The organism is Halobacterium wangiae (assembly GCF_021249345.1).
GTDB lineage: Archaea > Halobacteriota > Halobacteria > Halobacteriales > Halobacteriaceae > Halobacterium > Halobacterium wangiae.
Map to the genome: position 1 here is coordinate 1,363,129 of NZ_CP089588.1, position 26,323 is coordinate 1,389,451.

At 69.2% G+C, this 26,323-nt stretch carries 27 protein-coding genes; 13 read left to right on the top strand and 14 right to left on the bottom strand.

The features are described from left to right. Position 1: 1 nt before the first annotated feature. Positions 2–1,033, bottom strand: a complete 1,032-nt coding sequence (gene radA, locus LT965_RS07460; RefSeq protein ID WP_232703392.1) for a DNA repair and recombination protein RadA — start codon at positions 1,031–1,033, stop codon at positions 2–4. Between the two features lie 116 nt (positions 1,034–1,149). On the opposite strand from radA, the gene LT965_RS07465 reads away from it, so the two are divergent. The 3 genes from LT965_RS07465 to LT965_RS07475 are packed head-to-tail and all read left to right on the top strand — an operon-like array spanning position 1,150 to position 4,072. Beyond that, positions 1,150–1,881 carry a hypothetical protein gene (locus tag LT965_RS07465; RefSeq protein WP_232703393.1) on the top strand — a complete coding sequence of 244 codons (732 nt, stop codon included), beginning with the start codon at positions 1,150–1,152 and terminating at the stop codon, positions 1,879–1,881. 59 nt (positions 1,882–1,940) lie between these two features. Then, positions 1,941–3,041, top strand: a complete 1,101-nt coding sequence (locus LT965_RS07470; RefSeq protein WP_232703394.1) for a 60S ribosomal export protein NMD3 — start codon at positions 1,941–1,943, stop codon at positions 3,039–3,041. Continuing rightward, entirely contained in the window at positions 3,038–4,072 is a 1,035-nt protein-coding gene (locus LT965_RS07475; RefSeq protein WP_232703395.1) for a class I SAM-dependent methyltransferase, read from the top strand. Before LT965_RS07470 ends, LT965_RS07475 begins: the two co-directional genes overlap by 4 nt. 135 nt (positions 4,073–4,207) lie before the next feature. Here the strand turns inward: LT965_RS07475 and LT965_RS07480 are convergent, their stop codons facing one another. Beyond that, positions 4,208–6,010, bottom strand: a complete 1,803-nt coding sequence (locus tag LT965_RS07480; protein WP_232703396.1) for a helicase C-terminal domain-containing protein — start codon at positions 6,008–6,010, stop codon at positions 4,208–4,210. 114 nt (positions 6,011–6,124) lie between these two features. Here LT965_RS07480 and LT965_RS07485 point away from each other — a divergent pair, with 114 nt between their 5' ends. Beyond that, positions 6,125–6,727, top strand: a complete 603-nt coding sequence (locus tag LT965_RS07485; protein ID WP_232703397.1) for an amphi-Trp domain-containing protein — start codon at positions 6,125–6,127, stop codon at positions 6,725–6,727. A 37-nt stretch (positions 6,728–6,764) separates the two neighbouring features. Here LT965_RS07485 and LT965_RS07490 read toward each other — a convergent pair whose 3' ends face one another. Both LT965_RS07490 and LT965_RS07495 read right to left on the bottom strand, forming a co-directional pair. After that, positions 6,765–7,766, bottom strand: coding sequence for a potassium channel family protein (locus LT965_RS07490; RefSeq protein ID WP_232703398.1), 1,002 nt, complete (start codon positions 7,764–7,766; stop codon positions 6,765–6,767). A 182-nt stretch (positions 7,767–7,948) separates the two neighbouring features. Continuing rightward, the gene (locus LT965_RS07495; RefSeq protein WP_232703399.1) at positions 7,949–8,149 is read right to left on the bottom strand and encodes a DUF7561 family protein; all 201 of its coding nucleotides are present in this window, start codon (positions 8,147–8,149) and stop codon (positions 7,949–7,951) included. 132 nt (positions 8,150–8,281) lie between these two features. On the opposite strand from LT965_RS07495, the gene LT965_RS07500 reads away from it, so the two are divergent. Further along, positions 8,282–9,154 carry a YkgJ family cysteine cluster protein gene (locus LT965_RS07500; protein WP_232703400.1) on the top strand — a complete coding sequence of 291 codons (873 nt, stop codon included), beginning with the start codon at positions 8,282–8,284 and terminating at the stop codon, positions 9,152–9,154. Positions 9,155–9,171: 17 nt separating this feature from the next. Here LT965_RS07500 and pstA read toward each other — a convergent pair whose 3' ends face one another. The 5 genes from pstA to LT965_RS07525 form a co-directional block, all read right to left on the bottom strand. Continuing rightward, entirely contained in the window at positions 9,172–10,890 is a 1,719-nt protein-coding gene (gene pstA / locus LT965_RS07505) for a phosphate ABC transporter permease PstA (protein ID WP_232703401.1), read from the bottom strand. Next, positions 10,890–11,825: a phosphate ABC transporter permease subunit PstC gene (pstC, locus tag LT965_RS07510; RefSeq protein ID WP_232703402.1), complete on the bottom strand. Its 936-nt coding sequence runs from the start codon at positions 11,823–11,825 to the stop codon at positions 10,890–10,892. The genes pstA and pstC overlap by 1 nt, the downstream gene beginning before the upstream one ends. 39 nt (positions 11,826–11,864) lie before the next feature. Next, positions 11,865–12,914: a phosphate ABC transporter substrate-binding protein PstS family protein gene (locus LT965_RS07515; RefSeq protein WP_232703403.1), complete on the bottom strand. Its 1,050-nt coding sequence runs from the start codon at positions 12,912–12,914 to the stop codon at positions 11,865–11,867. 243 nt (positions 12,915–13,157) lie between these two features. Next, the gene (locus LT965_RS07520; protein WP_232703404.1) at positions 13,158–13,328 is read right to left on the bottom strand and encodes a DUF5786 family protein; all 171 of its coding nucleotides are present in this window, start codon (positions 13,326–13,328) and stop codon (positions 13,158–13,160) included. Between the two features lie 64 nt (positions 13,329–13,392). Further along, a complete protein-coding gene (locus tag LT965_RS07525) occupies positions 13,393–13,677 on the bottom strand; it encodes a DUF5789 family protein (RefSeq protein ID WP_232703405.1) in 285 nt (94 codons plus the stop codon). 121 nt (positions 13,678–13,798) lie between these two features. Between LT965_RS07525 and LT965_RS07530 the strand changes: the two genes are divergently transcribed. Together LT965_RS07530 and LT965_RS07535 are read left to right on the top strand one after the other, a co-directional pair. After that, the gene (locus LT965_RS07530) at positions 13,799–14,602 is read left to right on the top strand and encodes a PHP domain-containing protein (RefSeq protein WP_232703406.1); all 804 of its coding nucleotides are present in this window, start codon (positions 13,799–13,801) and stop codon (positions 14,600–14,602) included. A gap of 47 nt (positions 14,603–14,649) precedes the next feature. After that, on the top strand, positions 14,650–14,811 hold the full coding sequence (locus LT965_RS07535) for a DUF6757 family protein (protein WP_009486969.1): 162 nt from the start codon (positions 14,650–14,652) through the stop codon (positions 14,809–14,811). A gap of 50 nt (positions 14,812–14,861) precedes the next feature. On the opposite strand, the gene LT965_RS07540 is transcribed toward LT965_RS07535, so the two are convergent. Next, positions 14,862–15,182 (bottom strand): 4Fe-4S dicluster domain-containing protein, encoded by a 321-nt coding sequence (locus tag LT965_RS07540; RefSeq protein WP_232703407.1) that lies wholly within the window; start codon positions 15,180–15,182, stop codon positions 14,862–14,864. Positions 15,183–15,279: 97 nt separating this feature from the next. Between LT965_RS07540 and LT965_RS07545 the strand changes: the two genes are divergently transcribed. Then, positions 15,280–15,747 (top strand): cupin domain-containing protein, encoded by a 468-nt coding sequence (locus LT965_RS07545; protein WP_232703408.1) that lies wholly within the window; start codon positions 15,280–15,282, stop codon positions 15,745–15,747. Positions 15,748–15,749: 2 nt separating this feature from the next. Beyond that, a complete protein-coding gene (locus LT965_RS07550; protein ID WP_232703409.1) occupies positions 15,750–16,121 on the top strand; it encodes a thiol-disulfide oxidoreductase DCC family protein in 372 nt (123 codons plus the stop codon). A 34-nt stretch (positions 16,122–16,155) separates the two neighbouring features. On the opposite strand, the gene LT965_RS07555 is transcribed toward LT965_RS07550, so the two are convergent. The 3 genes from LT965_RS07555 to LT965_RS07565 all read right to left on the bottom strand — a co-directional run bounded on the left by LT965_RS07555 (position 16,156) and on the right by LT965_RS07565 (position 19,043). Beyond that, positions 16,156–17,040, bottom strand: coding sequence for a DUF7979 domain-containing protein (locus LT965_RS07555; RefSeq protein WP_232703410.1), 885 nt, complete (start codon positions 17,038–17,040; stop codon positions 16,156–16,158). 77 nt (positions 17,041–17,117) lie between these two features. Then, positions 17,118–18,278 (bottom strand): acyl-CoA dehydrogenase family protein, encoded by a 1,161-nt coding sequence (locus LT965_RS07560; protein WP_232703411.1) that lies wholly within the window; start codon positions 18,276–18,278, stop codon positions 17,118–17,120. Positions 18,279–18,353: 75 nt separating this feature from the next. After that, a complete protein-coding gene (locus LT965_RS07565) occupies positions 18,354–19,043 on the bottom strand; it encodes a type 1 glutamine amidotransferase (protein ID WP_232703412.1) in 690 nt (229 codons plus the stop codon). A 189-nt stretch (positions 19,044–19,232) separates the two neighbouring features. Between LT965_RS07565 and LT965_RS07570 the strand changes: the two genes are divergently transcribed. Together LT965_RS07570 and LT965_RS07575 are read left to right on the top strand one after the other, a co-directional pair. Further along, positions 19,233–20,414, top strand: coding sequence for an HD domain-containing protein (locus LT965_RS07570; protein ID WP_232703413.1), 1,182 nt, complete (start codon positions 19,233–19,235; stop codon positions 20,412–20,414). Between the two features lie 101 nt (positions 20,415–20,515). Continuing rightward, positions 20,516–20,899, top strand: coding sequence for a DUF7344 domain-containing protein (locus LT965_RS07575; RefSeq protein WP_232703414.1), 384 nt, complete (start codon positions 20,516–20,518; stop codon positions 20,897–20,899). A 27-nt stretch (positions 20,900–20,926) separates the two neighbouring features. Here the strand turns inward: LT965_RS07575 and alaS are convergent, their stop codons facing one another. Beyond that, positions 20,927–23,704 carry an alanine--tRNA ligase gene (gene alaS, locus LT965_RS07580; protein WP_232703415.1) on the bottom strand — a complete coding sequence of 926 codons (2,778 nt, stop codon included), beginning with the start codon at positions 23,702–23,704 and terminating at the stop codon, positions 20,927–20,929. Positions 23,705–23,929: 225 nt separating this feature from the next. Here alaS and LT965_RS07585 point away from each other — a divergent pair, with 225 nt between their 5' ends. Both LT965_RS07585 and LT965_RS07590 read left to right on the top strand, forming a co-directional pair. After that, positions 23,930–25,210 (top strand): outer membrane protein assembly factor BamB family protein, encoded by a 1,281-nt coding sequence (locus LT965_RS07585; RefSeq protein ID WP_232703416.1) that lies wholly within the window; start codon positions 23,930–23,932, stop codon positions 25,208–25,210. Positions 25,211–25,308: 98 nt separating this feature from the next. Then, positions 25,309–26,292 carry a glutathione S-transferase family protein gene (locus LT965_RS07590; RefSeq protein WP_232703417.1) on the top strand — a complete coding sequence of 328 codons (984 nt, stop codon included), beginning with the start codon at positions 25,309–25,311 and terminating at the stop codon, positions 26,290–26,292. The last annotated feature ends 31 nt before the right edge of the window (positions 26,293–26,323 follow it).

Below are 26,323 nucleotides of genomic sequence, written 5' to 3' on the forward strand. Positions count from 1 at the left end.
GCTACTCCGGCTTGAGGCCGCCGTCCTGGACGCGCATGACGGCTTCGCCGTCTGCGAGGTTCGGCGCGTCGACGAGCTTCACGATGCGCTTGTCGTTCTTCGACTTCCGCAGGTACATGCGGAACGTAGACTTGTGCCCGAGGATGTTGCCACCGATGGGCTTCGTCGGGTCGCCGAAGAACGAGTCGGGGTTGGACTGCACCTGGTTCGTGACGACGACGGCGGCGTTGAACAGGTTACCGACCTTGTCGAGGTCGTGGAGGTGTTTGTTGAGCTTCTGCTGACGGTCCGCGAGTTCGCCACGGCCGACGTACTCCGCGCGGAAGTGCGCAGTCAGCGAGTCCACGCAGAGCAGGCGGACGGGGTACTCGTCGTCCTCGAACTCGCCCGCGATCTCCTGGGCCTTCTCGGCGAGGAGCATCTGGTGGTTGGAGTTGAACCCCTTCGCGACGTGGATCTTGTCGAGGAAGCTCTGGACGAGTTCCTCCATCGCCTCCTCGTCGTCGGGGGTCCCCTCGATCTCGCGCTGGTCCATCGCGGCCTGGAGCTGCTCCTCGGAGAGGCCACGCACCATGTCGTCGATGCGCTCCGGGCGGAACGTGTCCTCGGAGTCGATGAAGACGGCGCGACCGTGGAGGCCGCCGTGCTCCTGGGGGAGCTGGATGTTGACGGAGAGCTGGTGAGTCACCTGGGACTTGCCGGCGCCGAACTCGCCGTACACCTCGGTGATCGACTGGGTCTCGACGCCGCCGCCGAGCATCTCGTCGATCTCGGGGACGTTCCACGAGAGCTTCCCGATCTGTTCGCGGCGTTCGAGCACCGTCGCGCCGGTCTCGAAGCCACCGACGTCGGCGGCCTCGCGGGCGGCCTGGACGACGTCCGCGGCGGTGCTGTCGCCGACGTCGGCGGCGTTCGCGAGTTCGCCGGACGACGCGACGGCGAGACTCTGGAACGACTCGAATCCGTTCTCTCGGAGTTTCTCTGCGGTTGCGGGACCGACACCGGGGAGTTCCTCGAGGTCTGCTTCGGGCATGTACTCCTGGCTTGGCCCCTCCACCGTATAAAGGCTCGTATACACCGGACTGAAAGTGAAACTGGGGGTCGGAGGCAGGGGTACCTTTATTGCTGTCGTCCAACTCCTCTGTGCCGATGCCCTCCAGACGGCTCGCAGCGGTCCTCGCAGCGATGGTACTGCTCTCCGGCTGTTCGATGCTCCCCGGCGGTGGCGGCGAGCAGACCACGACGCTCGACTCTCCGGACCGCCACGAACTCGTCTTCGCCTCCGAGACCGGCGGCCACGAGTACGAGGCGACGGTGACCGTCGAACGGGACGGCGAGCAACTCCTCTCGGAGACCGTCGCCTCCGACGGCGACGGCCTGTACGCGGAACTCGCGACGTTCGACGAGCCGGGGCCGTACACGGTGACGGTGGACACGACGCTCCCCGACGCGGGCGGGGAGAACGAGCGCGTGCAGTTCGAGACGGACGGCGACCTCGGGAACGCGACCGCCGTCCACCTCGACTACCAGGACGTCGAGCACGCGACGTTCGAACTGCCCCGCCGCGACCTCGAACACGAACTCGGCGTGCAGTCGGATCACACGTCCATCGACGGGCCACAGCCGACGGAGGTCCACTTCCGCGTGGAGCACCGCGGCGAGCAGGTGGCCACCGAGACGACGACCGTCCAGGGGAGCGAACTCACGCGGTCCGTCGACCTCGCGGAGACCGGCGTCTACAACGTCGCAGTCCGCATCGACGACACGTGGGCGAACGACACCGTCGTCGTCACCACGCCCGCCCAGCACGTCGCGGTCACCGTCAACGACCACGGCGACGACGCGACCATCGAGGTCCAGCAGCCGTTCCAGTGGAACTGACGGCGGACCGCCCCGGTCGTGACGGGCGACTTAACACGGTCGGCGGCCTACGGCGCGGTATGACCGACGCAGGGACCTCTTTCTGCCCGCGCTGTGGCGACCCCATCGCCGAGGACGGCGACGGGGCCACTCGCCGCGAGCGCTCGCTCTGTGACGCCTGCTACTTCTCCGACTTCGACCTCGTGGACGCGCCCGACCGCATCGAGGTCCGGGTGTGTGCGCGCTGTGGCGCCGTCTACCGCGGCAACCGCTGGGTGGACGTCGGCGCCATGGACTACACGGACGTCGCCATCGAGGAGACCAGCGAAGCCCTCGGCGTCCACGTCGAGGCCGAGGACGTCGAGTGGGAGGTGCGCCCGGAGCAACTCGACGAGAACTCCATCAGGATGCACTGTTTCTTCTCGGGGACCGTCCGCGGCACCGTCCAGACCGAGGAGGTCGTCGTGCCAGTGAAGGTGAGCCGCCAGACGTGCACGCGCTGTGGCCGCATCGCCGGGGATTACTACGCCTCGACGGTGCAGGTGCGGGCGAACGGCCGCGACCCGACCAGCGAGGAGACCGACCGCGCGGAGGAACTCGCCCACAGCATCGTCGCCGACATGGAGTCGACGGGCGACCGGAACGCATTCGTCACGGAGATCACGGACGCCGAGTCCGGCATCGACATCAAGCTCTCGACGAACAAGATCGGGCTGAAGCTCTCCCGGAAACTCGTCGAGGAGTTCGGCGGCGGCTTCGAGGACCACGAGACGCTCGTCACTGAGGACGAGGACGGCAACGAGGTGTACCGGGTGACGTACGCGGTCCGCTTCCCGGAGTTCAAGCCCGGCGACGTCATCGACCTCGCGGACGACGACGGCGGCCCGGTGCTCGTGCGTTCCGTGCGTGGGAACCTGAAGGGCGTCCGGGTCACCACCGGCGAGCCGTACGAGGCGAGCTACGAGGACGGCGACAGTCCCGAGGCCCGGAAACTCGGCGCCCGCGAGGACGCCGCCGAGGCCACCGTCGTCACCGTCGAGGACGACAACTCAGTCCAGATCCTCGACCCCGAGACGTTCGAGTCGAAGACCGTGCCGCGACCGGACTACGTCGACGAGGACGCCAGCACCGTCCCGGCACTGAAGTCCCGCGCCGGCCTCCACGTCCTCCCCGAAGCGTGACGGACCTCGCCGTCGTCGTCCCGAAACCCGACGCCGAGGACCGCATCGCGGCCCTCGAAGCGGAGGGCGTCTACGACGACGCCCGGAAGGTCAGCGAGCACGACGCCGAGCGCGTCGAACTCCCGGTGACCGAACGCCCGCAGACCACGGCCTTCGAACGTGTCGTCGAGCAGCACGATCCCGAGATGCGCTCCCCGGACCTCGACGCGCTCCTCCGCGAGCGCGGCTGGAGCGACGAGGAACTGGCCCGTGCGCCCTCCTCGTGGGCGGTTATCGGGACCGTTCTCCTCGCGTCGTTCGGCGACTGCCCCCGCCCCGAGGAGGTCGGCGAGGCGCTGCTCGACCTCCACGGCGAGGCGGACACCGTGCTCGACCGCCGTGGGGTCAGCGGAGAACACCGCGAACCCGACGTGGCGGTCGTCGCGGGCGCGGGCGACACCGAGACCGTCCACACCGAACACGGCACGCGGTACGCGATGGACCTCGCTCGCGTGATGTTCGCGCCCGGGAACGAGGCCGAGCGCGTCCGCATGGGCGAGGTCACCGGCGACGGCGAGCGCGTGCTTGACATGTTCGCGGGCGTCGGCTACTTCGCGCTCCCGATGGCGCGGGCCGGCGCCGACGTCACCGCCGTCGAGACGAACCCCGAGGCGTTCCGCTTCCTCGCGGAGAACGCACAGCTCAACGACGTCGCCGACCGACTGGACTGTCTCCTCGGCGACTGCCGCGACGTGGAGACGACGGCGGACCGGGTCGTGATGGGCTACTACGACGCGCTCGGCGGCGGCCCCGTCCACGGTGAGGGTGACGACCCGGGCTACCTCGCGGCGGCCCTCGACAACCTGGTCTCGGGTGGCACGCTCCACGCGCACGCCGTCGCGCCCGAGACCGAACTCCCGGACAGGCCGGAGACGGCGCTCCGCGAGGGCTGTGAGCGCGCCGGCCGCGACGTCGACGTCGAGGCGGTGCGGCGGGTGAAGTCCCACAGCGAGGGCGTCTACCACGTCGTCCTCGACGCCCGCGTGGACTGACCAGCAGGTCTTTGGGTCGACAGTGCTACAGTTCCAGTATGACCCGGCAGCAGGTGCTCGCCGTCTTCCTGACGGTGCTGATGCTCGGCTCCTCGATAGTGTACGGGCTCTCCTTCATCTGAGGCGGCCGGCCGCCTACTCGGTGTTCCAGACATCGGCCATCGGTCCGGACACCGACGGCTGCTCGTCCTCGTCGTCAGCGCCGTCGCTTTCTGCCGACGCGCCAGTCGCAGTTCTGCCGCTGTTCTCGGTCGCGTTTCCACCCGTGGACGGGGCTTCCACCTGATCGACGCCGCCGGTCGTGTCGCCGAGCGCGGCGTCGACGTCCACCTCGGGCAGGTCTGGGACGCTCATCCGGTCGACCTGCTCGCGGAACCACGGCGGCATGTCGGTGCGGGCGCGCTCGAAGAGGTCGAGGATGCTGGTGTCCGCGACGTACGTCGCGCCCTGGTCGTCTGGTGCGCGGACGACCCGTCCGCAGGCCTGGATGACTGTCCGCAGGGCGGTGCGGTAGTACCACGCCCACTGGCCGTCGGCGAGGCGGGCGGCGACCCGGGAGTCGTTCGTGTTGAGGAACGGCGCCTTGCAGAGCACCTGCCAGCGCGAGAGGTCGTAGGCGAGGTCGAGGGCCTCCTCCATCTTCACGGCGATAAAGACCTCCGGGTCGTCGCTGGCCTTCCAGCGTTCGAGTTCCGCGTCCCGCGTGTCGCTGTCGTGGGTGCGCACGCGGTCGCCGACCCCGTACTTACGGAGGTGGCCCGCGAGTTTCTCCGCGATGTCGTAGGAGTGGGCGTGGACGATGCCCTTCTCGTCCGGGTGGTTCGCCATCACGCGCACCACCGTCTCGGCCACCTTCGGGAGGGTCTCGTCGCGGTGCTCGTAGGTCATCTTCCCCTGGGTGACGTCGTACAGCGGCCGGTTCTCCACGGGGAACGTGTGTTCGACGTCGACGAGCGCGACGTTCGACGGGTCGAGGCCGACGCTCCGGCAGAACGCCTCCTTGTTGAGGATGGTCGCCGAGAGTAGCGCGTGCCGGTTCGCGCGGTCCCACACCGTGTGCGTGAGGTAGCGCTCGGGGTCCATCGGCTTCACCGTCACGCCGTTCTCGTCGGCGTCGACCACCCACGTCGTGGCCGACTCCGGGTCGTTGTAGTCCTCGACGAACCAGCTTAACTCGGAGATGAGCTCCTGGAGGCGGTCGCGCTCGCCGGCCTCCTCGGCGGTGAGTTCGTCCTGGCCGAGCAGTTCGTCCTTGGCCGCCTCGCAGACCCGCGTGAGGTGTTCGGCGAAGTTCACCGCGGCGTCCACGTCGCCGTCGAGGTCCGGCACCCGAACCTCCTCCCAGACGGGGACGGTGCGGTCGTTCAGGTCGATGGTGGCGTACATCTCCGCCCACTCCGCGAGGCCGTGGGCCTCGTCGATGACGCAGACGTCCCGGGTCCGGAACACCTCCGACCCGGCGGTCCGCATGAAGTACGCCAGCGTCATCGCGGCGTAGTCCCGCGAGGAGGCGATGGCGCGGTCCGAGAAGTACGGACAGCGGTGTTTGACCGCGCAGTCGTAGCCCCGCTCGCGGGCGCAGGGCGCCCGGTCGACCGGCGTCGTCTCCTCGTTCGGGAGGATGCAGGTGTAGTTGGACTTCCCGCGGATGAGCTTGAGGTCGTCCAGCAGGTCGTCCTCCGCGACGTCGTCCAACTGGCTCACCTGTGGCGTGGTGTAGTAGGCGCCGGTGGCGTCCGTCGGGTCGGCCTCCTCGACGGTGCGAGCACACCCCATGATCGCGCGAGCGACGAGGCTCTTCCCGCTGCCCGTCGGCGCGCGCACCAGCACCACGTCGTTGCCGTCCTCGAAGGCCGCGCGCACGTCCCGGAGCGCCTGTTCCTGCGCGCCCCGGAACTCCGGCGCGGGGAACTCCCCGACGATGCGACCTGGTTTCACTGTCGGAGGGCAGGCGGGCCGCCGGGTTAACCTCACCGCTCGAAGACGACCGCGCGGCCGGGCCGGGCGAGTCGCCTGCTACAGTTTAACACGCTCGCGGCCGTTGGTCCTCTCATGGCCCGAGACCACTTCGAGTCCGAACTGACAGGCAGTCGCGAGGAGATCGCAGCGGCACTGAGCGGCGTGACAGACGGGATCCTCGCGGGGTCGGTGCGACTGGACGACGGCGCGGACGCCGTCACCGTCGACGTGCCCGAGGACATCTCCCTGGAGATAGAACTCGAGAGCGAGGACGACGAACTGAGCCTCGAACTCGAGATGGAGTGGCCCGCGCCGGACGGTTCGCCGGCCGTCGCCCCCGCCGAGCAGCAGCCCGAATCGAGCGGCGACGTGGGCGGAGCCGACACGGGCGAGACCGAACCCGTCGAGGGGGGCGCGGAGACGTCGGCAGCGGGCACGGACGCGTCCGACGCGGCGGCGCCCGCCGAAGGGACCGAGGACATCGTCGTCCCGGTGGCCGCGGCCGACGCCTCGCAGTCCCTGGCCCGCTTCGAGGTGTTCCGCGACCGGGGCGACGAGTGGCGCTGGCGGCTCCGCCACCGCAACGGGAACATCATCGCGACCAGCGGCGAGGGGTACACGCGCAAGCACAACGCCTGGAAGGGGCTCCGGAGCGTGGTGCAGAACGCGCCCGAAGCGGAGGTCCACGAGGACTGACGACCCGGGAACGGACGCCGGTCGGCCGGCGAGGCGCCTACGACTCGCGAGTGTTCGGCCACTCGTGCTCGTCGGACCGCACGAGGCCGAGTAGCCGCCGTCGACGCTCCTCGAGGTCGGCGAGTGCGTCGGCGAACGCCTCGTCGGAGACTGTGGGGACGCCCGCTTCGCGGAGGGCGTCGAGGTCGGGTCCGGGCGGCGCTTCCTCGGCCGGTTCGACGTACGCGGAGCCGACCGTCTGGAGGTACTCGCCGACGCTCGACCGGGACTCGGCGAGCAGGAGCGCGCCGGGGCGGTCGGCCTCGGGGACGCCGTGCTGGAACAGCGTGAGCGTCTCGTCGAGCACCGCGACGCTGGTCGTCGGCGCCCGGTCGGACTGTCTGGTGTAGAAGTAGTGGAGTACGGGGTACGCCATGTGGTTCGCGGTCAGGGTGTTGAGCTGTGTCGCGACCGTGTTCAGGGGGACGCGCAGCCCGGAGAACCGCTCGCCGTCCCAGCTCCGCCGGAGCACCTCCGTGCCCCGCTCCCCCAGTCCGCTGACGTTCTTCGCGAACGTCCGCTTCTGCGTGACCGCGCCGAGCACGGAGAGGACGTACGTGACACTCAGCGTCACGAACAGCATCCCGCTCCCGGCCGCGAGCGTGGTGGCGACCTGCCAGACCGTCCCGCGCGGGACGAAGTCGCCGTTGCCGAGCGTGAAGAACACGTACCCAGTGAAGTAGACGAGGTCTCCCCACCCGACCGTGCGGGCGCCGAACGCGTCCGCGATCGCCTCGCCCGCGCTCGCGAACACCAGCGTCCAGCCGCCCCACAGCCCGGCCGTCCAGACGACGAACCCGGCCCCCAGCACCAGCGGCCCCCCGAGCTCGAGCAGCCGCGACTCCCGCGACCCAACGCGCCGCAGCACCCGCCACGTCCCCGACATCAGGCGCGCCGTCAGCGGGCCAGCGCCGCCCTCCACCCAGACGATCGTCCACAGCAGGTCGACCACGACCCCGACGAGCAGGACGAGGCCGACGACGAGGGTGACGACGCTCATCCCCCGTCCCTCCCGCTGCCGGACGCTCGCTGCGGGACCCCACCAGCCGCGCCACCCGGAACCGTACTGCCTCCGCTGGACTGGTTCGAGTCAGTTCTCACCCGCGGGAGTACGCGCTCGACGCGGAAAGGTCCCCTACCGGCAGCCGCCAGCCGTTTTCCGAGTGCGCCGACAGCCCACGGTCAGTCCCGGAGGTCGTCGACGTCGCCAGCTCCCGGGTCGTCGGGCAGCGCGTCGATGCAGTCGAAACAGAGGAAGAACTCGGTGTCGTCCGTGAACTCCAGGGTCATCCCACCAGTCCTGGTCTGGCTGGTCGTCCAGATGTTCGCGATGCCGCCCGCGAGTCGGACCTCCCCGGCACACCCCTCGCACTGTTCGGCCATACCTCTCGTTGTGGTCCGGTGGGCAAACACTTTCGCCTCCAGGAGGGGGCCAGCCGTCTTTCACTACTCGAAGTAGTATCCCTGGCTCCCGCAGGGGGTACTCTGAACACCCTCAATCACGAACGCGCGACCATGGAGGTGGACTGCGAGAACTGCGCCGGCTGTTGTGTGGACTGGCGCGCGCTCGCGGACGTCCCCGAGCACGAGCGCCGCGGCCCACAGGAACCGCTCGACGACACGTACAACCTCGTGCCGCTCACGCGCGAGGACGTGCGGGCGTTCGTCGACGCGGGGCTGGGGGACGCGATGACGCCGCGGCTCTGGCGCGCTCGCGAGGGGCCGAGCGTCGAGGTGGACGGCCACCAGGTCGCCGCAGTCGCCGGCAAGCCGGCGTTCTTCGTCGGCCTCCGGAAGGTCCCGAAACCGGTCGCCCCGTTCGACACCGACCCGCGGTGGCTGCCGACGTGCGCGTTCCTCGACCCCGAGACCCTCCAGTGTCGCATCCACGACGACCCCGAGTACCCCGCGGAGTGCGGGGCCTACCCCGGCCACAACCTCGCGCTCGACGTCGAGACCGAGTGCGAGCGCGTCGAGGAACACGTCGGCGGCGACCGCCTGCTCGACGACACACCGCCCGGGGAGACGGCGGCGCTCCTGTTCGGCCCGGAGGCGGTCGGCCAGAAGGTGTTCGTCTACCCGGAGCCCGACGACCTGGCGGACGGCCTCGTCGACCGCCTCGTGGCAGGTGAACCCACCGACGTGGACCGGGCGCGGTTCGTCGCCGTCGCTGCCGCCAGCGCGCCCGGGACGACGGCCGTCGAACCGACGAAACGCGAGCAGGCGTACGAGGCGACTCTCGACGCCGACTCCTGGGTCGGGCGCGCGGTCGCGGACTGGGCGACTCGCGCCGACAGCGACGACCCCGACCCGGCGCTCGGCGAGCGCGTGGAGGCGGCGCGGGGAGCGCCAGAGACGCCCGGCTGGGACGCACTGCGGTCGGAGTGAGGAGTGACCGGCGTTCGTCACTCACTCCGCTGGTACCTGTTCCGGACGACGATCGCCGTCCCGTTCATCAACAGCAACACCACGACCAGTGTGACGACCCCCGCCGCCAAAACGCCGAAGCGGAAGTCCGGGTCGAACTCCGACGACCAGGCGAATATCTGGCGAGGCATCGCGCTGAACTTGTCGAAGAACCCGTTGGGCGCCAGGCGCACGGAGGCCGCAGCGCCGATCATCAGCAGTGGCGCGGTCTCCCCGATGGCGCGGCCGAGCGCGAGGATGGTGCCGGTGAGGATGCCCGGGAGCGCCCGTGGCAGTACCACGTTCCGTATCGTCTGCCACTGGGTCGCCCCCATCCCGTAGGAGGCGTTCCGCAGCGAGTCCGGGACCGCCCGGATGGCCTCCTGTGCGGAGATGATGACGATGGGGAGGATCAACAGCCCCACCGTCATGCCGCCCACGACGACGATGCCGCCGGCCAGCCCGACCTCCTTGACGAAGAGGGCCAGCCCGAGCAGCCCGTAGACGACCGACGGGACCCCCGCGAGGTTGCCGATGTTGATCTCGACGAGGTCGACGAGTCGGCCGCGGAGGCCGCTGTCGGGCGCGTACTCCTCGAGGTAGATGGCGGCGCCGACACCGACCGGGAACACGAGGACGACGATGACGGCCAGCATCAGCACCGAGCCGACGAGCGGCGGGTAGATGCCTGCCTTCTCCGGCGTGATCGACGTCGGACTCGTGAGGAACGCCCAGTTCAGCCAGGAGTCCGGACCGGCGAAGCCCAGACTGTCGGTGAGCGCGACCCCGAGGGCGACGCCTCCGGCGAGGACCGGGGGGAACGCGAGTCCGGAGCGGCCCTCGCGCCGACGCACCACCCCCTCCAGGTAGACCGCAGTCGGGACGACCGTCGCCGTCGCCAGCAGGACCCAGTTCTGCGCGCTCAGCCCAACCGCCGGAGCGATGAACGAGCCGACGGTCAGGACCAGCAGGGACCCGGCCACGGTCTCGCGAACGCCGCGGTCGTCGTTCCGGCGACGCTCGACCACGCGACCGAACAGCAGGGCCGTGGGGAGGGTGACCGCTGCGAGGAGCAGTAGCCAGCCCGGGACCGCGCTCAGCACCGGACGGAGCACCGCGCCCACGCTCGGCAGCAGGTCGGGCGTCGCGAAGCTGACCGTGACGATCTCCGTGTTCGTCAGCGGCGACGTGAGCGTCGTGTCGACGCTCACTGCAGGGACGCCCTGGACGGCGACGAGTGGCGCCAGGACGACGACGGCCAGCCGTTCCACGGCGGCCGCCGGCCGGAACCGCTGGTGGGCGAGGACGGCGGCGCCACCCACGAACAGGGCCGCGACGAGTCCGAACCAGTCTGCGGGTGTGGCGATCTCGATGAACAGGACGGCCAGCCCGGCGCCGACCACGAGGCCGACGACCGGAATCCCGGTGACTGCGACTGCGACCTCGCCGGCCGGTCCGTCGGCCGTGTAGTACGTCACCGCCAGCGCCAGCACCGGGAGGACGACGGTCGCCGCGTAGACGGCGTGCCACCCGGGGTCGGCAGTGAACGGCTGGACGGCGTCGACGAACACGTACGCCAGCATCGCGGCGACCACCACCAGCCCGAAGACGGTCGCGGCGAGCGTGACGCCCTCGAAGAGACGGCCACGGAGTCGGCTGACGCCGGTCTCGCCGGTGAAACGGTGTTCTCCGTCCTCCGAGCGGTGTTCCTGGGCCATCAGTTGTACTCCTCCCGGTGTCGTTCGGCGATCCAGTTGCTGAGGTAGTTCATCACGAAGGTGATAGCAAACAGCGTCAGTCCGAGCGCGAACATGCTCTTGTAGGTCGGCGACGCGGCGCCGGCGTCGCTCGTCACGGCCTGGACCATGGCCGACGTCATCGTCTGGCCGGACTCCTGGAGGCTGGACGTCGGCGAGGTGAGGTCGAGCATCCGTGGCCGGAGTCCCATCGCCATGACGACGACCATCGTCTCGCCGATGGCCCGCGAGAGCGCGAGGATGAACGACGCGAAGATGCCGGAGATGGCGGTCGGGACGACGACGCTCGTCGACACTTGGAACTTCGTCGCGCCGAGTGCGAACCCGCCCTGGCGCAGGGAGTCGGGGACGGCGCTCATCGCGTCCTCGCTCAGACTCGACACCATCGGGATGACCATCACGCCGACCATGATCGAGGCGCTCAACACGTTGAACGTCCCGAGGTCGAGGCCGAGCGTCCGGAGGAACGGCGTCAGGTAGATCAGCGCCAGGTAGCCGTACACGACCGTCGGGACGCCGGCCAGGATCTCCAGTGCGGGCTTCAGCACCGAGCGTGCGCGGTCGGAGGCGTACTCGCTGAGGTATATCGCCGCGAGGACGCCGACCGGAATCGCGACGAGCGCGGCGACACCGGTGACGAGCAGCGTGCCGGTCACGAGTGGCAGGACGCCGAACTGGTCACGGGCGGTGATCCACGTCGTCCCCGTGAAGAAGGCGACCGGGTCGACCAGCTCGAAGAACTGGAGCGCGTCGAACGCGAGCGTGAAGATGATACTGCCGGTGACGACCACCGTGAGCGACGCGCACAGCAACAACAGGTACCGGTACAGCCGCTCGCGGACGACTCGGCTCTGTTCGCCACCGGACAGCTGTAGAGATGGGGCTTGGTTACTCATCTGAAATAGGGGGCGGTCACGGTGTCGAGGCGACGGCGGCTAGTTCTCGTAGACGTCTTCGAGCGTGCTGAGGTTCTCGTCGCGCATCTCGACGCTCGACGGCACGTAGCCGATCTCCTGGACGAGGTCCGTCTCGGCGTTCTCGAGGTAGAACTCGAGGAACTCGTAGACCTCCTCGCGCTGGATCGCGGACTCCGAGCCGTAGATGAACAGGGGACGGGCCATCGGGTAGGAGCCGTCCTTCGCGTTCGCGAGGCTCGGCTCGGAGGGTTCGTCGCCCTCCTCGGCGGCGATCTTCACGGCCTTGACGGAGTCGGAGTTCTCGTTGTAGTAGGCGTACCCGAAGTACCCCATCGCGTACTGCGAGTCCTGGATGCCCTGCACGATGAGGTTGTCCTCCTCGGTGGGTTCGTGCTGGGCGGTGTGCTCGTACTCCTCGCCGATGACGTTCGCGTTGAACCAGTCGTACGTCCCGGAGGTCGAGGCCGGGCCGAACAGTTCGAACTCCTCGTCGGGCCACTCGTCGCGGACGTCCGACCACATCTGGGCGCCGTCCTTGCGCCAGATCTGGGACAGCTCTTCGAAGGTCATGCTGTCGACCCAGTCGGCGTCGTTGTTGACCGCCATTGTCAGCGCGTCGCCGGCGATGTGGAACTCGATCGGCTCGACGTCGTTGCCGCGGCAGTTCTCGACCTCGCTGTCCTTGACCGGGCGCGAGGCGCCGTTGATGTCCGAGTTGCCGGGGCAGAAGTGGTTCTCGAAGCCGCCGCCGCTGCCGGTCGAGTCGACAGTGACGTTGACCTGTGGGTGCTCCTCCATGAACCGCTCGGCCATCGCGTTCGTGACGGGGTACACCGTACTGCTGCCGGTGTTGACGACCTCCCCGGAGAGTGCGTCATCGCCGCTCCCCTCGGTCGTGTCGTTCCCGCTGCCGCCACTGTCACCGCCGCTGCCACCAGTGTCCCCGTCACCGTCGCCGTCGCCGCTCGAGGTACAACCGGCGAGTGCGGTCGCTCCGACGGCACCGGACGACAGCAGGAATCTCCGCCGCGATACCAGGTCGGACAGACGCTCTGAGTCGCGCGTCATCACCTGAAGCGGGGCGGTAATCTACTAAACCCCTTTATAATAGGGGTCCGGGCTGCTCTGAGGTGTCCGGACTGCTACGGGCCGTTCAGAGCGGTTCGGGTGTCACTGTTCGCCTATATAGTTCGCCTCGCTGGCTGGCAGCCCCACGCGTGGTAGTCGTGCCGGCCTGGAACGCTGCCGTCGCTATCGTGTGGAGAACACCGTGGTCACTGTCGCGTCGTCGTGCGCGGTAAAACAGGCGGGTCAGTTCTTCATCTGCTGGAACCGGTCGAGCAGTTCCTCCGCAGAGTCGCCCGAGTCGAACTCCACGGACCCCTCGTAGGTCGTCCGGGTGTCGTCGTCGGTAACCTCGACGTTGTTGTTCTTTGCCTCGCGGCGCTCGTGCTCGTCCTCGTCATAGGCACCCATTGACATGGCAGTCACTCACACGTTTGTAGTTGGTACCTATGAATGTAACGGATGTTCACACACCCGTCGGTCAGAACGAAACCTGGTCGGGGCCGTCGACACCCATCGGCGTCGGGTCGCGGTCGCTGTAGCCGACCCGTCCGACTGCGTCGGCGCCGACCGCACCGTACACCGCGAACGTCGCGTCGAGCGCGCTGTCGAACTCGCGGTCGCCGCTGCGCTCGATGAGCGCGCGCAGCGTCTCGCCGCCGTCGGCCTCGTCGAGTTCGTAGTCGCCGCAGGCCGCCACGAGTTCGCTGGCCGTCAGCGGGTACGACTGCGCCGCGAGCACGTCGGTGGTGTCTCTGAGTGTCATCAACGAGATGGTCGCCCAGGAACTACAAGAGGGTTCTGGATGAACAATAATGAATGTTCTAGGGGCCTTAGTCGCCGCGCCGGACCGGGCGGTTTAGGTGGCGCCGCGTCGCCACCCCCGTATGGTCTACGCGGACCTCCACGTCCACACCGACAACTCGGACGGCACGCTGGCGCTCGGCGAGGTTCCCGCGGCCGCCCGCAACGCCGGCGTCGAGGCGGTCGCCATAACCGACCACGACCGACTCCACCCCGACCTCGACGCACCGGTCACGGAACGGGACGGCGTCGAACTCGTCAACGGCATTGAGCTCCGCGTGGCGGCCGACGACCAGCGCCTCGACCTGCTCGGCTACGGCGTCAGGGCCACCGACGCGCTCGTCGCCGAGACCGAACGCATCCAGCGCGACCGCGTCGAGCGCGGCCGCCGCATCATCGAGAACGTCGAGGCCGAACTCGGCGTCACTCTCGACGTGGAACCCCGGGAGGGGCTCGGCCGACCCCACGTCGCCCGCAGCGTCGTCGCCCACCCCGACACCGACTACGACGAGATCGGCCCCGTCTTCGACGACCTCATCGGCGACGACGGCCCCTGTTTCGTCGCCCGCGACGTCCCCGACTTCGAGACGGGCGTCGCGCTCCTCTCGGAGTCGTGTGGACTCGTCGGCCTCGCCCACCCGCTGCGCTACGAGGACCCCCCGGCCGCGCTCGCGCGCTGTGACGTCCTCGACGCCGTCGAACTCCACTACCCCTACGACCGGCCGGTCGGCGACGACCCGGACGAGGGCGGCGCGGCGCTCGTCCGCGCGGCCATCGACGACCACGACCTGCTCGCTACGGGGGGTAGTGACGCCCACGAACGCACGCTGGGGAAAGCCGGTCTCGACCGCGAGGCGTACCTGGCAGTTCGACGACGACTCCCGTAACTTCCTCTGCCGTGAGGGTCATGTAGCCCGAGCCCCAACCAACGTGCATGCAGTGTCACTACTGCGACGGGAGTGCGGACGTCACTGTCGACAAGGACGGTGTGAAGGTCGGTGTCTGCGAGGACCACTTCCAGGACCGGCTCGACGAGCTGTCGGACAGTGAGACCCTCCAGCGACTCCGGGAGCAACTCGAGATAGAGCGGTCGTAACCGTCGCGGACGGCCGGAGCAGTTCTCTCGCCTTCGCTCGCGAACAGTCGCTACGTTCGGCCGGCGTCGACGTCGATGGCGTCGACGGGGCAGACGTCGACGCAGAGCATGCAGTCGATGCACTGGCTCTCGTTGGCCGGGTCGGCCTTGAGTTCGCTCTCCGGATGGTCGGGGGAGTCGACCCACTCGAAGACGTCGACGGGGCAGTCCTCGACGCAGGCGCCGTCGGCGAGACAGATGTCGAAGTCCACCGCGACGTGGGTGCCGTGGATGCCGAGTTTCTCGGGTTCCTCGACGGGACCCCACACGTCGTGGCCCTCGTGGGTGTCCACCTGCTCTCGGTTCTCCGTGAACTGCGGGTCGATAGCCATACTGGACCTCCGTCGTCCCGCGGTATCAACCCCTCGGGTCACACGTTCGGCACGCGCGACGAGTAGGCTTATGCGCCAGCCCCGGCTTCGTTCATCCATGCGGAAAGTACGCCTCGACGACCTCGACTCCCGGATGGGGCCCGCCGACCGGAGCCTCCCGCTGACCGACGCGCTCGGCGTCACGGACGCGGCGCTCAACGTCTACGAACTGGCCCCCGGCGACAGCTTCGCGTACGGCTTCCACGCCCACGAGAACCAGGAGGAGATCTTCTACGTACTCGAGGGCACGGTCACGTTCCGCACGCTCGACGACGACGTCGAGGTGGGGGCCGGCGAAGTCGTGCGCTTCGCGCCGGGCGAGTTCCAGCGCGGGGTCAACCGCGGCGACGAGCGCGTCCGGGCGCTCGCCGTCGGCGCGCCCCAGGACGCCGGCGACACCGAGATCCTCCGCGAGTGTCCGGAGTGTGGCGGCGAGACGACACACGACCTCGAACTCGCCGACGACCGCTCGGAGATCCGCGCGGTCTGCGAGGAGTGTGGGATGGTCACTGGCCGCTTCGACTGACCATGCCCGAACACCCGCCCCGGGTCGTCTTCGACGACGACTGCGGCTTCTGCACGTGGTGTGCGAACTGGGCTGCCCGGCACGGCGACGTCGAGACGGTCGGGTTCGAGCAGCTCACACCGGACCAGCTGGCGCGGCTCCCAGAGGACTGGGAGAACTGCACGCACTTCCTCACGGACGACGCGGTGTACTCCTGCGGCGAGGCCGTCGAGCGCGCGCTCGTCCACGACTTCCCGGTTCTCGGCCCGGTGTTCGCCGTGCTGCGTGCGATTCCCGGCTACGCCTGGCTCCGCGAGCGGCTCTACCGCTTCGGCGCCGACCGTCGGGTCCTGCTCGGGAAGCTCGCTCGCGACGACCCGCCCGCGCGGCGCTAGGCGTCGTCAAGCGATTCGAACACCGACGCTGCGGTCACTCCACGACGCGGACGGGCGTCACTTCTGCGACTGCGTCGACGGTGGCGACGTAGCCAACGTCGTCGAGGTAGTCGAGGAGTGCCTCCGGGTTCGAGACTCCCGAGAGACCAGTTCTGCCCATGGCTACCGCCGCCCGCAGTTCGTCCGTCCACCCCTTCTCGGGTTCACGGTCGACGACCGTGACGACTCGCGCATCCCCGTCCGGATTCGCCGGGTCGAGTCGGAGCATGTGGTGGGCCGCGTAGTCGCCGACGACCTTCCGGACGCGGTGCGTCGTCCCGTCCGCCCGGAGGTAGCTGTGGCCCTCGAACGTCTCGACGGCGGCCGGCCGCTCCTCGTGGTGGCCGACGGCGAACGACCCGTTGTCCAGCATCTCGTCGGCGACTGCGCGCTCGCTCTCGGTGAGGTCCGTGTAGTCGAGGACGTCACCGTCCGCCTCGCTGTCGGTCGCCTCGACGAGGCTGTACTGGTAGCTCGCCTCTTCGGCGAAGTCGGCGAACGACGCGGTCGCATCGTACGTCTCGTCCCGGAACTCGACGTAGTCGAACTGGCCGAGCACGAGCGTCTCCTCGGGGTCCGTGTCGCCGGGTCGGGTGAGGTCCACGCGTCCATCGCTCTCGGCGGCGTCGACGACCAACTGGGAGAGGTCCGGGGCGGCGACGGCGACCGTCGCCCCGTCCGGCACCTCGCTCGGCGCTACCTGCGTGGCGTCTAGTTGCAGGTCGACGGTCGTCTTCGGACCTGCCGTCGTCGTCTCCTCCGTCGTCGTGTCCGGCTCCTGGGTAGTGTCGCCGGTCGAACCGCCACCGCTCGCACAGCCAGCGACGACCGCGAGCAGCACTGCACTCCCCGTCCGGAGAGCGTTCCTGCGGGAAACCATACGCGTCGTTCCAGCGCGCCGAGTAAGTGCTTTGTCGGACGGCGATTGACGACGACCCCGTGGCAGAGAAGAGCGGCTTACTGGTACGCTGCGATGCCGGTGAGGTCCTCGCCCAGGATGAGCGTGTGGATGTCGTGGGTCCCCTCGTACGTGTAGACGGTCTCCATGTTCGCCATGTGGCGCATCGGCGAGTAGTCCGTGGTGATGCCGTTGCCGCCGAGCATCTCGCGGGCGACGCGGGCCTGGTCGCGGGCCATCCGGACGTTGTTGCGCTTGGCCATCGAGACGTGCTGCGGGCGGAGGTCGCCGCGCTCCTTGAGGTCCGCGAGGCGGTGGGCGAGCAGCTGGCTCGTGGTGATCTGGGTCGCCATCTCCGCGAGCTTCTGCTGCTGGATCTGGAAGCCGCCGATCGGCTTGCCGAACTGCTCGCGGTCGGTGGCGTAGTCGCGGGCGGTCTCGAAGCAGTCGCGGGCCGCGCCGACGGCGCCCCACGCGATGCCGTAGCGGGCCTGCGTCAGGCACGAGAGCGGCCCCTTCATCCCCTCGACGCCGGGGAGGCGGTTCTCCTGGGGGACGCGGACGTTCTGGAGGCTGATCTCGCCCGTGATCGAGGCCCGGAGGCTGAGTTTGTCGTCGATCTTGTTCGTCGTGACGCCGTCGCGGTCGGTCTCCACGAGGAAGCCGCGGACCGTGCCGCCCTCGGAGGCGTCCTTCGCCCACACGACCGCGACGTCCGAGATGGGGGAGTTCGTGATCCACGTCTTCGAGCCGTTCAGGACGTACTCGTCGCCGTCCTTCTCGGCGCGCGTCTCCATCGCGGAGGGGTTCGAGCCGTGTTCGGGTTCCGTGAGGCCGAAGCAGCCGACGGCCTCGCCGGCGCCGAGTGCCGGCAGCCACGTCTCCTTCTGCTCCTCGCTCCCGAAGGCGTGGATCGGGTACATGACGAGTGCGCCCTGCACGCTCGCCATCGAGCGCAGCCCCGAGTCACAGGCCTCCAGTTCCTGCATCAGCAGGCCGTACGCCTTCTCGCCGACGCCGGGGAGGCCGTACCCCTCGAGGTTCGGCGCGTAGAAGCCGAGTTCGCCCATCTCCGGGATGAGCTCGGTCGGGAACGTCCCTTCGACGTAGTGTTCAGCGACGTCCGGTCGGACGTTCTCCGCGACGAACTCGCGGGCGGTGTCGCGGATGAGCCGCTCCTCGGCGGACAGGTCTGCCTCCAGACCCACGTAATCGAGCATGAGAGCTAGTCGGCGAGCGGCGGTCAAAAAGCCTGCTAGTCGGTCTCGCACCGTCGAACGCCGACGGTGTGGCGCTCAGTCGGCCGCCGGGGAGTCGGCGACGCTGCGCGTGAAGTTGTCGAACAGCTGTTTGGCCTCGCAGGCCGCGGCGTAGTTCTCGTCGTCGATGCCCGCCAGCACCTCGGCGACGCGTTCGTCGCTCAACTCCCCCTTCCGGGTCGTCACGCGTTCTGCGGTCTCGGGGTCGTACTCGGGGTGGAACTGGACGCCGACCGAGTCGTCGACGCGGAACGCGTGGACGCCGTAGTCGTTCTCCGCGAGCAGTTCCGCGCCCGGTGGGAGTTCCGTGACCGTGTCGGAGTGGGTCGTGAAGACGGTGACGGAGTCGCCGACGCCGTCGAAGATCGGGTCGTCCGTCGTCACCTCGACCTCGCGGTAGCCGATCTCGTACTCGCCCATCGTCTCCACGTCGCCGCCCAGCGCCGCTGCGATGACCTGGTGGCCGAAGCAGACGCCCAGTAGGGGCACACCAGCGTCGTGGACGTCGGCCACGTAGTCGACGAGCGGCTCGATCCACGCCTCGTCGTAGTAGACCGAGGCGCGGGACCCGGACACGACGACGCCGTCGTAGTCCGTGCTCTCGGGGAGTTCACCCGAGACGGCGTGGAACTCGACGAGGTCGGTGTCGAGTTCTCGGCGGAAGTTCCGGGTCGTGTCCGTGGAGTCGTGGGCGGCGTTCAGCAACGCGACGCGGGACCGGCTCATTCGAGTACTGGTAGTAGCTGCAGCTTAAAGGCGGTTTCGCCGCCGCAGGGGGCCCCGGGGTCGTTCGAGCGGGGGCGGACACCCGGTAGCACCGGCCTACTCGTTCGTAGACTCGACTTAGGACGGTCCGGGGGGCCGGTCGCGGGCGCTCCGAATCACCTTTGACGGGGCACCGTCACGTCCGAACAAATGCGTGCCATCAAGGACAGCGTCCACGACTACATCGAGGTCGCGGGCGTCGCGGAGGCGCTGCTGGACGCGCCCGCCGTCCAGCGGCTCCGCCACATCAAGCAGCTGAGCACGATTCGGCTGGTCTACCCGTCGGCGAACCACACGCGCTTCGAGCACTCCCTGGGCGTCTACCACCTCGCCGACCGCGCGCTCGACTACCTCGACGTCACCGGCGCGCGAGCCGACACCGTCCGGGCCGCCGCGCTCCTCCACGACGTCGGCCACGGCCCCTACGGTCACCAGACGGAGGGCATCATCCAGCGTCGCCTCGGCCGCCACCACGACGAGGTCGGGGAACTGCTCACGGAGGGCGTCGTGGGGGAGACGCTCCGCGACCACGGCCTCGACCCGGACCGCGTCGCCGCCGTCGTGGCGGGCGAGGGGCGACTCGGCCAGCTCGTCGCGGGCGAACTCGACGTCGACCGGATGGACTACCTCGTGCGGGACGCCCACCACACCGGCGTCCCCTACGGCACCATCGACCACGGCCGCCTGCTCCGTGCGCTCACCTTCCGCGACGGCGACCTGGTGCTCGCCGAGGGGAACGTCGCGACCGCCGAGAGCGTGCTCGTCGGCCGCGCGCTGATGAACGCCACCGTCTACCGCCACCACGTCTCCCGCATCGCGGGGTCGATGCTCGAGCGCGCGAGCGAACGCCTCCTCGACGAGACCGACCTCGACCCGGCGACGTTCGCGCGTACGACCGACGCCGAGTTGCTCGGCGCGCTCCGCGAGTACGACGCCACCGCGGACGCCGCGCGCCGCATCCACGACCGCGACCTCTACAAGCGCGCGGTCTGGACCGAACGCGGCGACGTCCCCGACGACCTGGTGGCCGCCGACTACCACGACGTCCGGGAGTTCGAGCGCGACATCGCCGAGAGTGCTGGTGTCACCGAGCAGTGCGTCGTCGTCGACAACCCCGGCTCCCCGTCGATGCCGGAGTCCTCCGTGCGTGTGGCAGTCGGTGGAGACGTCCGCCCCCTCCACGAGCAGTCGCCGCTCGTCCGCGGGATGCAGGAGTCCCAGCGAGTCCAGTGGCGCTTCGGCGTCTACGCTCCCGACGAGCACGTGCCGGCGGTCGCGGCGGCCGCCGAGCGCGTCCTCGGCCTCGGCGGCGTCGGCGACCCGACGGAGTAACGCGCACGCTTTCGTACCGTGTTCCGGACGAACGAGCTCTCAGCCCGCCCGTTCTGCCGTAAACCCTATCCGTACACCCTGGTTATACCACACGATAGATAATGACATACTCTGGGGGGCGTCCGGGCGACTCCGGACCCGACGCTACGTCCGCTCGGGCAGACAGCCAGCCGTCGGTCGACGCGCTCCTCGACGTCCTGGCCGACGCCCACCGGCGGTTCCTCGTCGAGTTCCTGCGCGAACAGCCAGCGGAGACGTGCTCGTTCGCGGCGGCTATCGACCACGTCGTCGCGCGGGCAGAGCGGGAGCGCGAGGAGCAACTGGACCACGACGACGTCGAACTCCAGTTCTACCACCGCCACCTCCCGAAGCTCGCGGACGCCGGGCTCCTGGAGTACGACACCCGCAGCGAGACGATCCGCTACCGACCGAACGAGCGTCTGGAGCTACTGTTCGACGGCATCCAGGAACTCCGCACGGACTGAAGAAGCCGTTTCTCGACGCGTCGCCGGTCAGGCGCTCGCGACTTCGCGCAGCACGTCGGGCGCCGCCTCGAGCGCGTCGTCGAGTCGCTCGCCGTCGGGACCGCCGCCCTGCGCGAAGTCCGCCGGGCCGCCACCGCCGCCGCCGACCATCCCTGCGAGTTCGCCGACGACTTCGCCCGCGTTCACGGGCACGCCGTCGGGCACCGCGACGACGAACTGCGCACCGTCCGCGCCGGAGCCGACGACCGCTATCTTCCCCTCCTCGGCGAGCGCGTTCGCCGTCGCGCGGAGTTCGCCCATGTCCGAGTCGATGCGCTGGACGACCGCCGTCGTCCCCGCGACGTCGACCTCCTCGCCGTCGCCGCCGCCCGAGGCGCGGGCCGCCGCGAGCTGTTCTTTCAGTTCGTCGATGGTCTTCCCGCGTTCCTTCCACTCCGTGAAGAACCGCTCGGCGGTATTGGGGACCTCGTCGGGCGAGACGTCGAACGTCTCGGCGGCCGCGAGCAGGTCGTCTTCGGTCGACTGGACGTGCTCGATGGCGGCCGCGCCCGCGGCGAACGTCAGGCGCTCGACGCCGTCCTGGACGCGCTCGGCGTTCAGGATCTTGATCGCGCCGATCTCGCCCGTGCGGGCGACGTGCGTGCCGCCGCAGGCCTGGACGTCCTCGCCGACGTGGACGAGACGGATGTTCTCGCCCGTCGGGACGCCGCCCTGGTAGAGGTCGAAGCCGTACTTCTCCTCGGCCTCGTGGCGGTGGGGCCACTCGCGCTGGACGGACGTGTTCTCGCGGACGACCTCGTTGGCCACGCGTTCGATCTCCTTGACCGTCTCCCGGTCGAGGCGCTCGAAGTGCTGGACGTCGAGGCGCGAACTGTCCGTCCCCTTCTGGGCGCCGGCCTGCCGGATGTGGTCACCGAGCACCTGCCGGGCCGCGTAGCCGACGACGTGTGTCGCGGTGTGGTGGGTCATCAGGCGCTGGCGGCGCTCCACGTCGATCTGGCCGCGCACGAACTCGCCCTTCCCGGGATTCTTGTCCGTCCGGTGGAGGACGACGTCGCCGCGCTTCTGGACGTCCAGGACGTCGGCAGTGAGGTCGTCCGTCGACAGCGTGCCACGGTCGGCCGGCTGACCCCCGCCCTCCGGGTAGAACATCGTCTGGTCGAGCACGACGTCGTACGTCGTCTCGTCGTCGCCCTCGCGCTCGAAGACGTCGAGGACGACCGCCTCGAACTCCGAGCGGTAGGCGTCGTCGTAGTACAGCGGCTCGGTCTCGGGGAGGTCAGCGACGCGCTCGTCACCCGCTTCGCCGCCAGCCACCGCACTCTCGGTGTCGTGGCGCTCGGCGACGAGCGAGTAGAAGTTATCCGGGGACTCCACGTCCGCCCCGACGTCGTCGGCGATGTCCGCGACCATGTCCGGCTGGATGCCGTGGGAGTCGTACAGTTCGATGAGCTCCTCGGTCGGGACGGGTTCGCCGCGCTCGGCGTACTCCTCTGCGAGCTGTTCGACCCGCCGCCCGCCGCGTTCGAGCGTCTCGGCGTACTTCTCGACCTCGCTACGCACGACGCTCCGGATGGTGTCCCGGTTCTGGTAGCCGAGGCGCTCCGCGGCCATGTCGACGAGTTCGTCGAGCGGGACGTCCGCGCCGACGCTGTCGACGAGGCGCTTCGTGCGGCGCAACACCATCCGCGCGAGGTAGCCCGTGCCGACGTTCGACGGGACGATGCCGTCGCCGAACATGTACGCGAGCGTCCGGGAGTGGTCCGCGATTGCGTAGATCTCCTCGAGCGGTTCGACGAGCTCGCCGAGTCGAGCGGTCTCCACGCCGAGTTTGTCCGCGATGTTGTCTCTGGCCGCCTCCATGTCCTCGACCTCGTCGATGTCAAGGTTCCCCGAGAGCTTCGCCGCGCGGTGGACGAGCTGTTCCTCGTCCTCGGAGTAGTCGAGGCCGGCCTGCTTTTTGAGGAAGTCGATCATCTCGGGGTAGACGGCCTCGTAGACGGTGGGGGTCCCCTGGCTCATCCACGTCCAGCGCTCGACGCCGTAGCCGGTGTCGACGACCCGGCGGTCCATCCGCGTGTAGCGGTTCCCGTCTTTCATCTTGTACTCGCCGTCCGGGTCCTGTTCGAGGGACATGAAGACTAGCGTCGCCAGCTCCAGCCCGCGGAAGATGACCTCGAACGCCGGCCCGGCGTTGCCGCCGCCGACCCACGGGTCCTCGATGAACGTCAGCTCCTCCAGGTCGACGCCGACCTCGTCGAACAGCAGCTCGCAGTACTCGACGGTCTGGTCCTTCCAGTACACCTCGCCCTCGTAGGCGTAGTCGGTGCCGGGGTCGGCGTTGAACGCGTGGTGACCGAGCATCTCGAACGCCATCGTGTGCCGGCCGGTCTTCCCGACGTTGTCGATGTCCTGCATTCGGATGCAGGGCTGGGAGACGACCAGCGGGTTCGCTGGCGGCGGCGACGCCCCCGAGGTGACGTGGGGCTGGAAGTCGTAGATCGATGCCTGCGTGAGCAGCACGTCGTCGCGCCACCGGTTGGCCGCCACGGGGTACGGCTCGATGCGCTCGTGGCCGTGCTCCTCGAAGAACGAGAGGATGCGCTCGCGCATCTCCGTCAGCGAGTACGACTCGTCGAAGCCGGGGTCGTCGATGAACTGGTAGTCCTCGCAGGGCGGTTCGCCGCACGTCTCGCGGTCGTGGTCGCGGGTCCAGAAGTGTACACCACAGTCTGTACACTCCTTCCGCTCGAAGTCCTCCTCCTCGAAGTAGTCGAGGCGGTACTCCGACTCAAGATCGCTCATTGGGAGTAGGTGGCCGACGAACGAGTAAAACAGTTCCGGGACTGTGAGACGGCGAGTGAGCACCGCGAACGAGCCTTCTCGGGATATTCGAGCGGTGACCGGAGAGAACCGCGAGCGCGAGGCGCCTAACGGCGCCCCGAGCGGAGCGAACCGTGAGCCGCGAGCACGGGTCCGTTTGCGCGGTGAGCGACTGCCTTACACGCTGTCCCTCGTAATCCTGTGCCGATGGAACGACGGCGTCTCTCGCGGCGCGCCCTCCTCGCCGCGCTCGGTTCGACCGCGGCCGCCACCGCCGGCTGCACCGCTCCCTCGCGGTCCCCAAGGACGACCAGCGAACCGTCCACCGGCAGCGACGCTGCGGACGACCCCGAGATCTCGCTGTCCGGCGACGACGCGTGGACCACCTACGGCTACGAGTCCGGCCACAGCGGCTACAACCCGGACGCCGCCGGCCCCGACGCGGACCCCACGCAGGTGTGGGAGTCGTACGTGGAGGGTATCTACACGCTCCGGGAACCCGCCGTCGCGGACGGCCGCGTCTACGTCGGTAGCGAGCAGTCGACGTGGGCGTTCGACGCCACGACCGGCGAGCAGGAGTGGCGCACCGACCTCGACTCGATGCCCCACCACTACCCACCGACGTACGCCGACGACACGCTCTACGTCGTCTCCAAGGAGTCCGGCGGCGTGAACAACAGTGCGCCGGGCTACGTGCGGGCGCTGAACCCCGAGAACGGCGCGAAACGGTGGACGACGGGGCTGCCCGTCACCTCGACGGTCGCCCACGACGGCGACCGCCTCTACGTCGCCGCGAAGGAGTCTGGGGCGGGCTACGTGCGCGCACTCGACGCCGAGTCGGGCGACCTGGGCTGGCGATTCGACGTGCCCGACGCCTCGCAGAGCTACGTCACCGGGACGCCCACGTACGCCGACGGCACGCTGTTCGTCGCCGCCACGCACGTCGCGGCCGACGGCTCGAAGTCCGGCGCGCTGTACGCCCTCGACCCCGACGACGGCAGCGTGAACTGGTCGTGGGAGGCGGACAGCGCGCTCCCGGTCTCCCCCGTCGTCGCGAACGACCGCGTCCACCTCGCCACGCGCGGCGGCGCCGTCCGGGCGTTCTCTGTGGACGGCGAGGCGGCGTGGTCGGCGGACACCGGGGCGGGGGTGTACACCCGTCCGACGTACGCGAACGGTCGGCTGTTCGTGCTCACCACCGCGGACATCGTGGCCTACGAAGACGCCGGCGAGGAACTGTGGCGGGCCGGCAGCGAGCGCACCCAGATGACCGGGATGACCGTCGCGGAGGACACGCTGTACGTCGGCGGCGAACCGCTGTTCGCCCTCGACGCGACCGACGGCTCGGTCACCTTCGAACTCGAGGTCGGCGTCTTCCACGGCTCCTACGGCGCACCCGTCGTCGTCGACGACGTGCTGTACGCCGGTATCTGCATCAAGGAGGCGGCCGGCGGGCAGTACGACAACTACGTCCGGGCGTTCGTGTAACGTCGTTCCCGCTCACCAGCGGGCCTCGCGCCCACCCCGTCGGGGCGAGTGGGTCCGCCTCCCGCAGCGATAAACCCGCGGAGCGCCTCGTACGAGGCATGGGACGAATGGTCGACGGCGAGTGGCGAACGGAGGAAGAGCAGATCGACCTCGGCGAGGACGGCGAGTTCGAGCGCGACTCCACGAGCTTCCGGGACTGGGTCGGCGAGGAGTACCCCGCGGAGTCGGGGCGCTACCACCTCTACGTCTCCTACGCCTGCCCGTGGGCCCACCGCACGCTGCTCGTGCGCGCCCTGAAGGGTCTGGAGGACGCCATCTCGGTGAGCGTCGTCGACCCGGTGCGCTACGACCAGGGCTGGGAGTTCGACTCCGACGTGCCCGGCGCGACGCCCGACCACCTCTTCGACGCCGAGTACCTCCGCGAGGTGTACGTCCGCGCCGACGAGACGTACACGGGCCGAGTGACCGTCCCCGTCCTCTACGACACGGAAGCGGACACCATCGTGAACAACGAGAGCGCGGAGATCATGCGGATGCTCGACGGCGCCTTCGACGAGTTCGCGACCCGGGACGTCGACCTCTACCCCGAGGGCTACCAGGACGAAATCGACCACCGCATCGAAGACATCTACGACCCCATCAACAACGGTGTCTACCGCGCGGGGTTCGCTGGCAGCCAGCGCGCCTACACCAGGGCCGTCGAGGACCTGTTCGAGGCGCTCGACGAGTACGACGACCTGCTCGCCGACCGGCGCTACCTTGCCGGCGACGTGCTCACGCTCGCGGACGTGGCGATGTTCACCACGCTGTACCGCTTCGACGAGGTGTACCACACGCACTTCAAGTGCAACCGCGAGCAGATCGCGGACTACGACAACCTCTGGCCGTATCTCCGCGAGCTCTGCCAGCTCCCCGGCGTCGCGGAGACGCTCCACATGGACCACGTGAAGAACCACTACTACCGGAGCCACGCCGACCTCAACCCGAAGCGCATCGTGCCTGTCGGACCGGACCCGGACTTTTTCGCGCCCCACGACCGCGACGAACTGCCAGGCGGGCCGCCAGAGACGTTGCGGCAGTGAACTGATTTGGGGCTGGCCGCCCTCGTCCCCG

Excerpts from the sequence above, each read along its gene's own strand:
- radA (WP_232703392.1), bottom strand. The coding sequence starts at position 1,033 with ATGCCCGAAGCAGACCTCGAGGAACTCCCCGGTGTCGGTCCCGCAACC.
- LT965_RS07465 (WP_232703393.1), top strand. The coding sequence starts at position 1,150 with ATGCCCTCCAGACGGCTCGCAGCGGTCCTCGCAGCGATGGTACTGCTC.
- LT965_RS07470 (WP_232703394.1), top strand. The coding sequence starts at position 1,941 with ATGACCGACGCAGGGACCTCTTTCTGCCCGCGCTGTGGCGACCCCATC.
- LT965_RS07485 (WP_232703397.1), top strand. The coding sequence starts at position 6,125 with ATGGCCCGAGACCACTTCGAGTCCGAACTGACAGGCAGTCGCGAGGAG.
- LT965_RS07490 (WP_232703398.1), bottom strand. The coding sequence starts at position 7,766 with ATGAGCGTCGTCACCCTCGTCGTCGGCCTCGTCCTGCTCGTCGGGGTC.
- LT965_RS07495 (WP_232703399.1), bottom strand. The coding sequence starts at position 8,149 with ATGGCCGAACAGTGCGAGGGGTGTGCCGGGGAGGTCCGACTCGCGGGC.
- LT965_RS07500 (WP_232703400.1), top strand. The coding sequence starts at position 8,282 with ATGGAGGTGGACTGCGAGAACTGCGCCGGCTGTTGTGTGGACTGGCGC.
- pstA (WP_232703401.1), bottom strand. The coding sequence starts at position 10,890 with ATGGCCCAGGAACACCGCTCGGAGGACGGAGAACACCGTTTCACCGGC.
- pstC (WP_232703402.1), bottom strand. The coding sequence starts at position 11,825 with ATGAGTAACCAAGCCCCATCTCTACAGCTGTCCGGTGGCGAACAGAGC.
- LT965_RS07515 (WP_232703403.1), bottom strand. The coding sequence starts at position 12,914 with ATGACGCGCGACTCAGAGCGTCTGTCCGACCTGGTATCGCGGCGGAGA.
- LT965_RS07520 (WP_232703404.1), bottom strand. The coding sequence starts at position 13,328 with ATGTCAATGGGTGCCTATGACGAGGACGAGCACGAGCGCCGCGAGGCA.
- LT965_RS07525 (WP_232703405.1), bottom strand. The coding sequence starts at position 13,677 with ATGACACTCAGAGACACCACCGACGTGCTCGCGGCGCAGTCGTACCCG.
- LT965_RS07530 (WP_232703406.1), top strand. The coding sequence starts at position 13,799 with ATGGTCTACGCGGACCTCCACGTCCACACCGACAACTCGGACGGCACG.
- LT965_RS07535 (WP_009486969.1), top strand. The coding sequence starts at position 14,650 with ATGCAGTGTCACTACTGCGACGGGAGTGCGGACGTCACTGTCGACAAG.
- LT965_RS07540 (WP_232703407.1), bottom strand. The coding sequence starts at position 15,182 with ATGGCTATCGACCCGCAGTTCACGGAGAACCGAGAGCAGGTGGACACC.
- LT965_RS07545 (WP_232703408.1), top strand. The coding sequence starts at position 15,280 with ATGCGGAAAGTACGCCTCGACGACCTCGACTCCCGGATGGGGCCCGCC.
- LT965_RS07550 (WP_232703409.1), top strand. The coding sequence starts at position 15,750 with ATGCCCGAACACCCGCCCCGGGTCGTCTTCGACGACGACTGCGGCTTC.
- LT965_RS07555 (WP_232703410.1), bottom strand. The coding sequence starts at position 17,040 with ATGGTTTCCCGCAGGAACGCTCTCCGGACGGGGAGTGCAGTGCTGCTC.
- LT965_RS07560 (WP_232703411.1), bottom strand. The coding sequence starts at position 18,278 with ATGCTCGATTACGTGGGTCTGGAGGCAGACCTGTCCGCCGAGGAGCGG.
- LT965_RS07565 (WP_232703412.1), bottom strand. The coding sequence starts at position 19,043 with ATGAGCCGGTCCCGCGTCGCGTTGCTGAACGCCGCCCACGACTCCACG.
- LT965_RS07570 (WP_232703413.1), top strand. The coding sequence starts at position 19,233 with ATGCGTGCCATCAAGGACAGCGTCCACGACTACATCGAGGTCGCGGGC.
- LT965_RS07575 (WP_232703414.1), top strand. The coding sequence starts at position 20,516 with ATGACATACTCTGGGGGGCGTCCGGGCGACTCCGGACCCGACGCTACG.
- alaS (WP_232703415.1), bottom strand. The coding sequence starts at position 23,704 with ATGAGCGATCTTGAGTCGGAGTACCGCCTCGACTACTTCGAGGAGGAG.
- LT965_RS07585 (WP_232703416.1), top strand. The coding sequence starts at position 23,930 with ATGGAACGACGGCGTCTCTCGCGGCGCGCCCTCCTCGCCGCGCTCGGT.
- LT965_RS07590 (WP_232703417.1), top strand. The coding sequence starts at position 25,309 with ATGGGACGAATGGTCGACGGCGAGTGGCGAACGGAGGAAGAGCAGATC.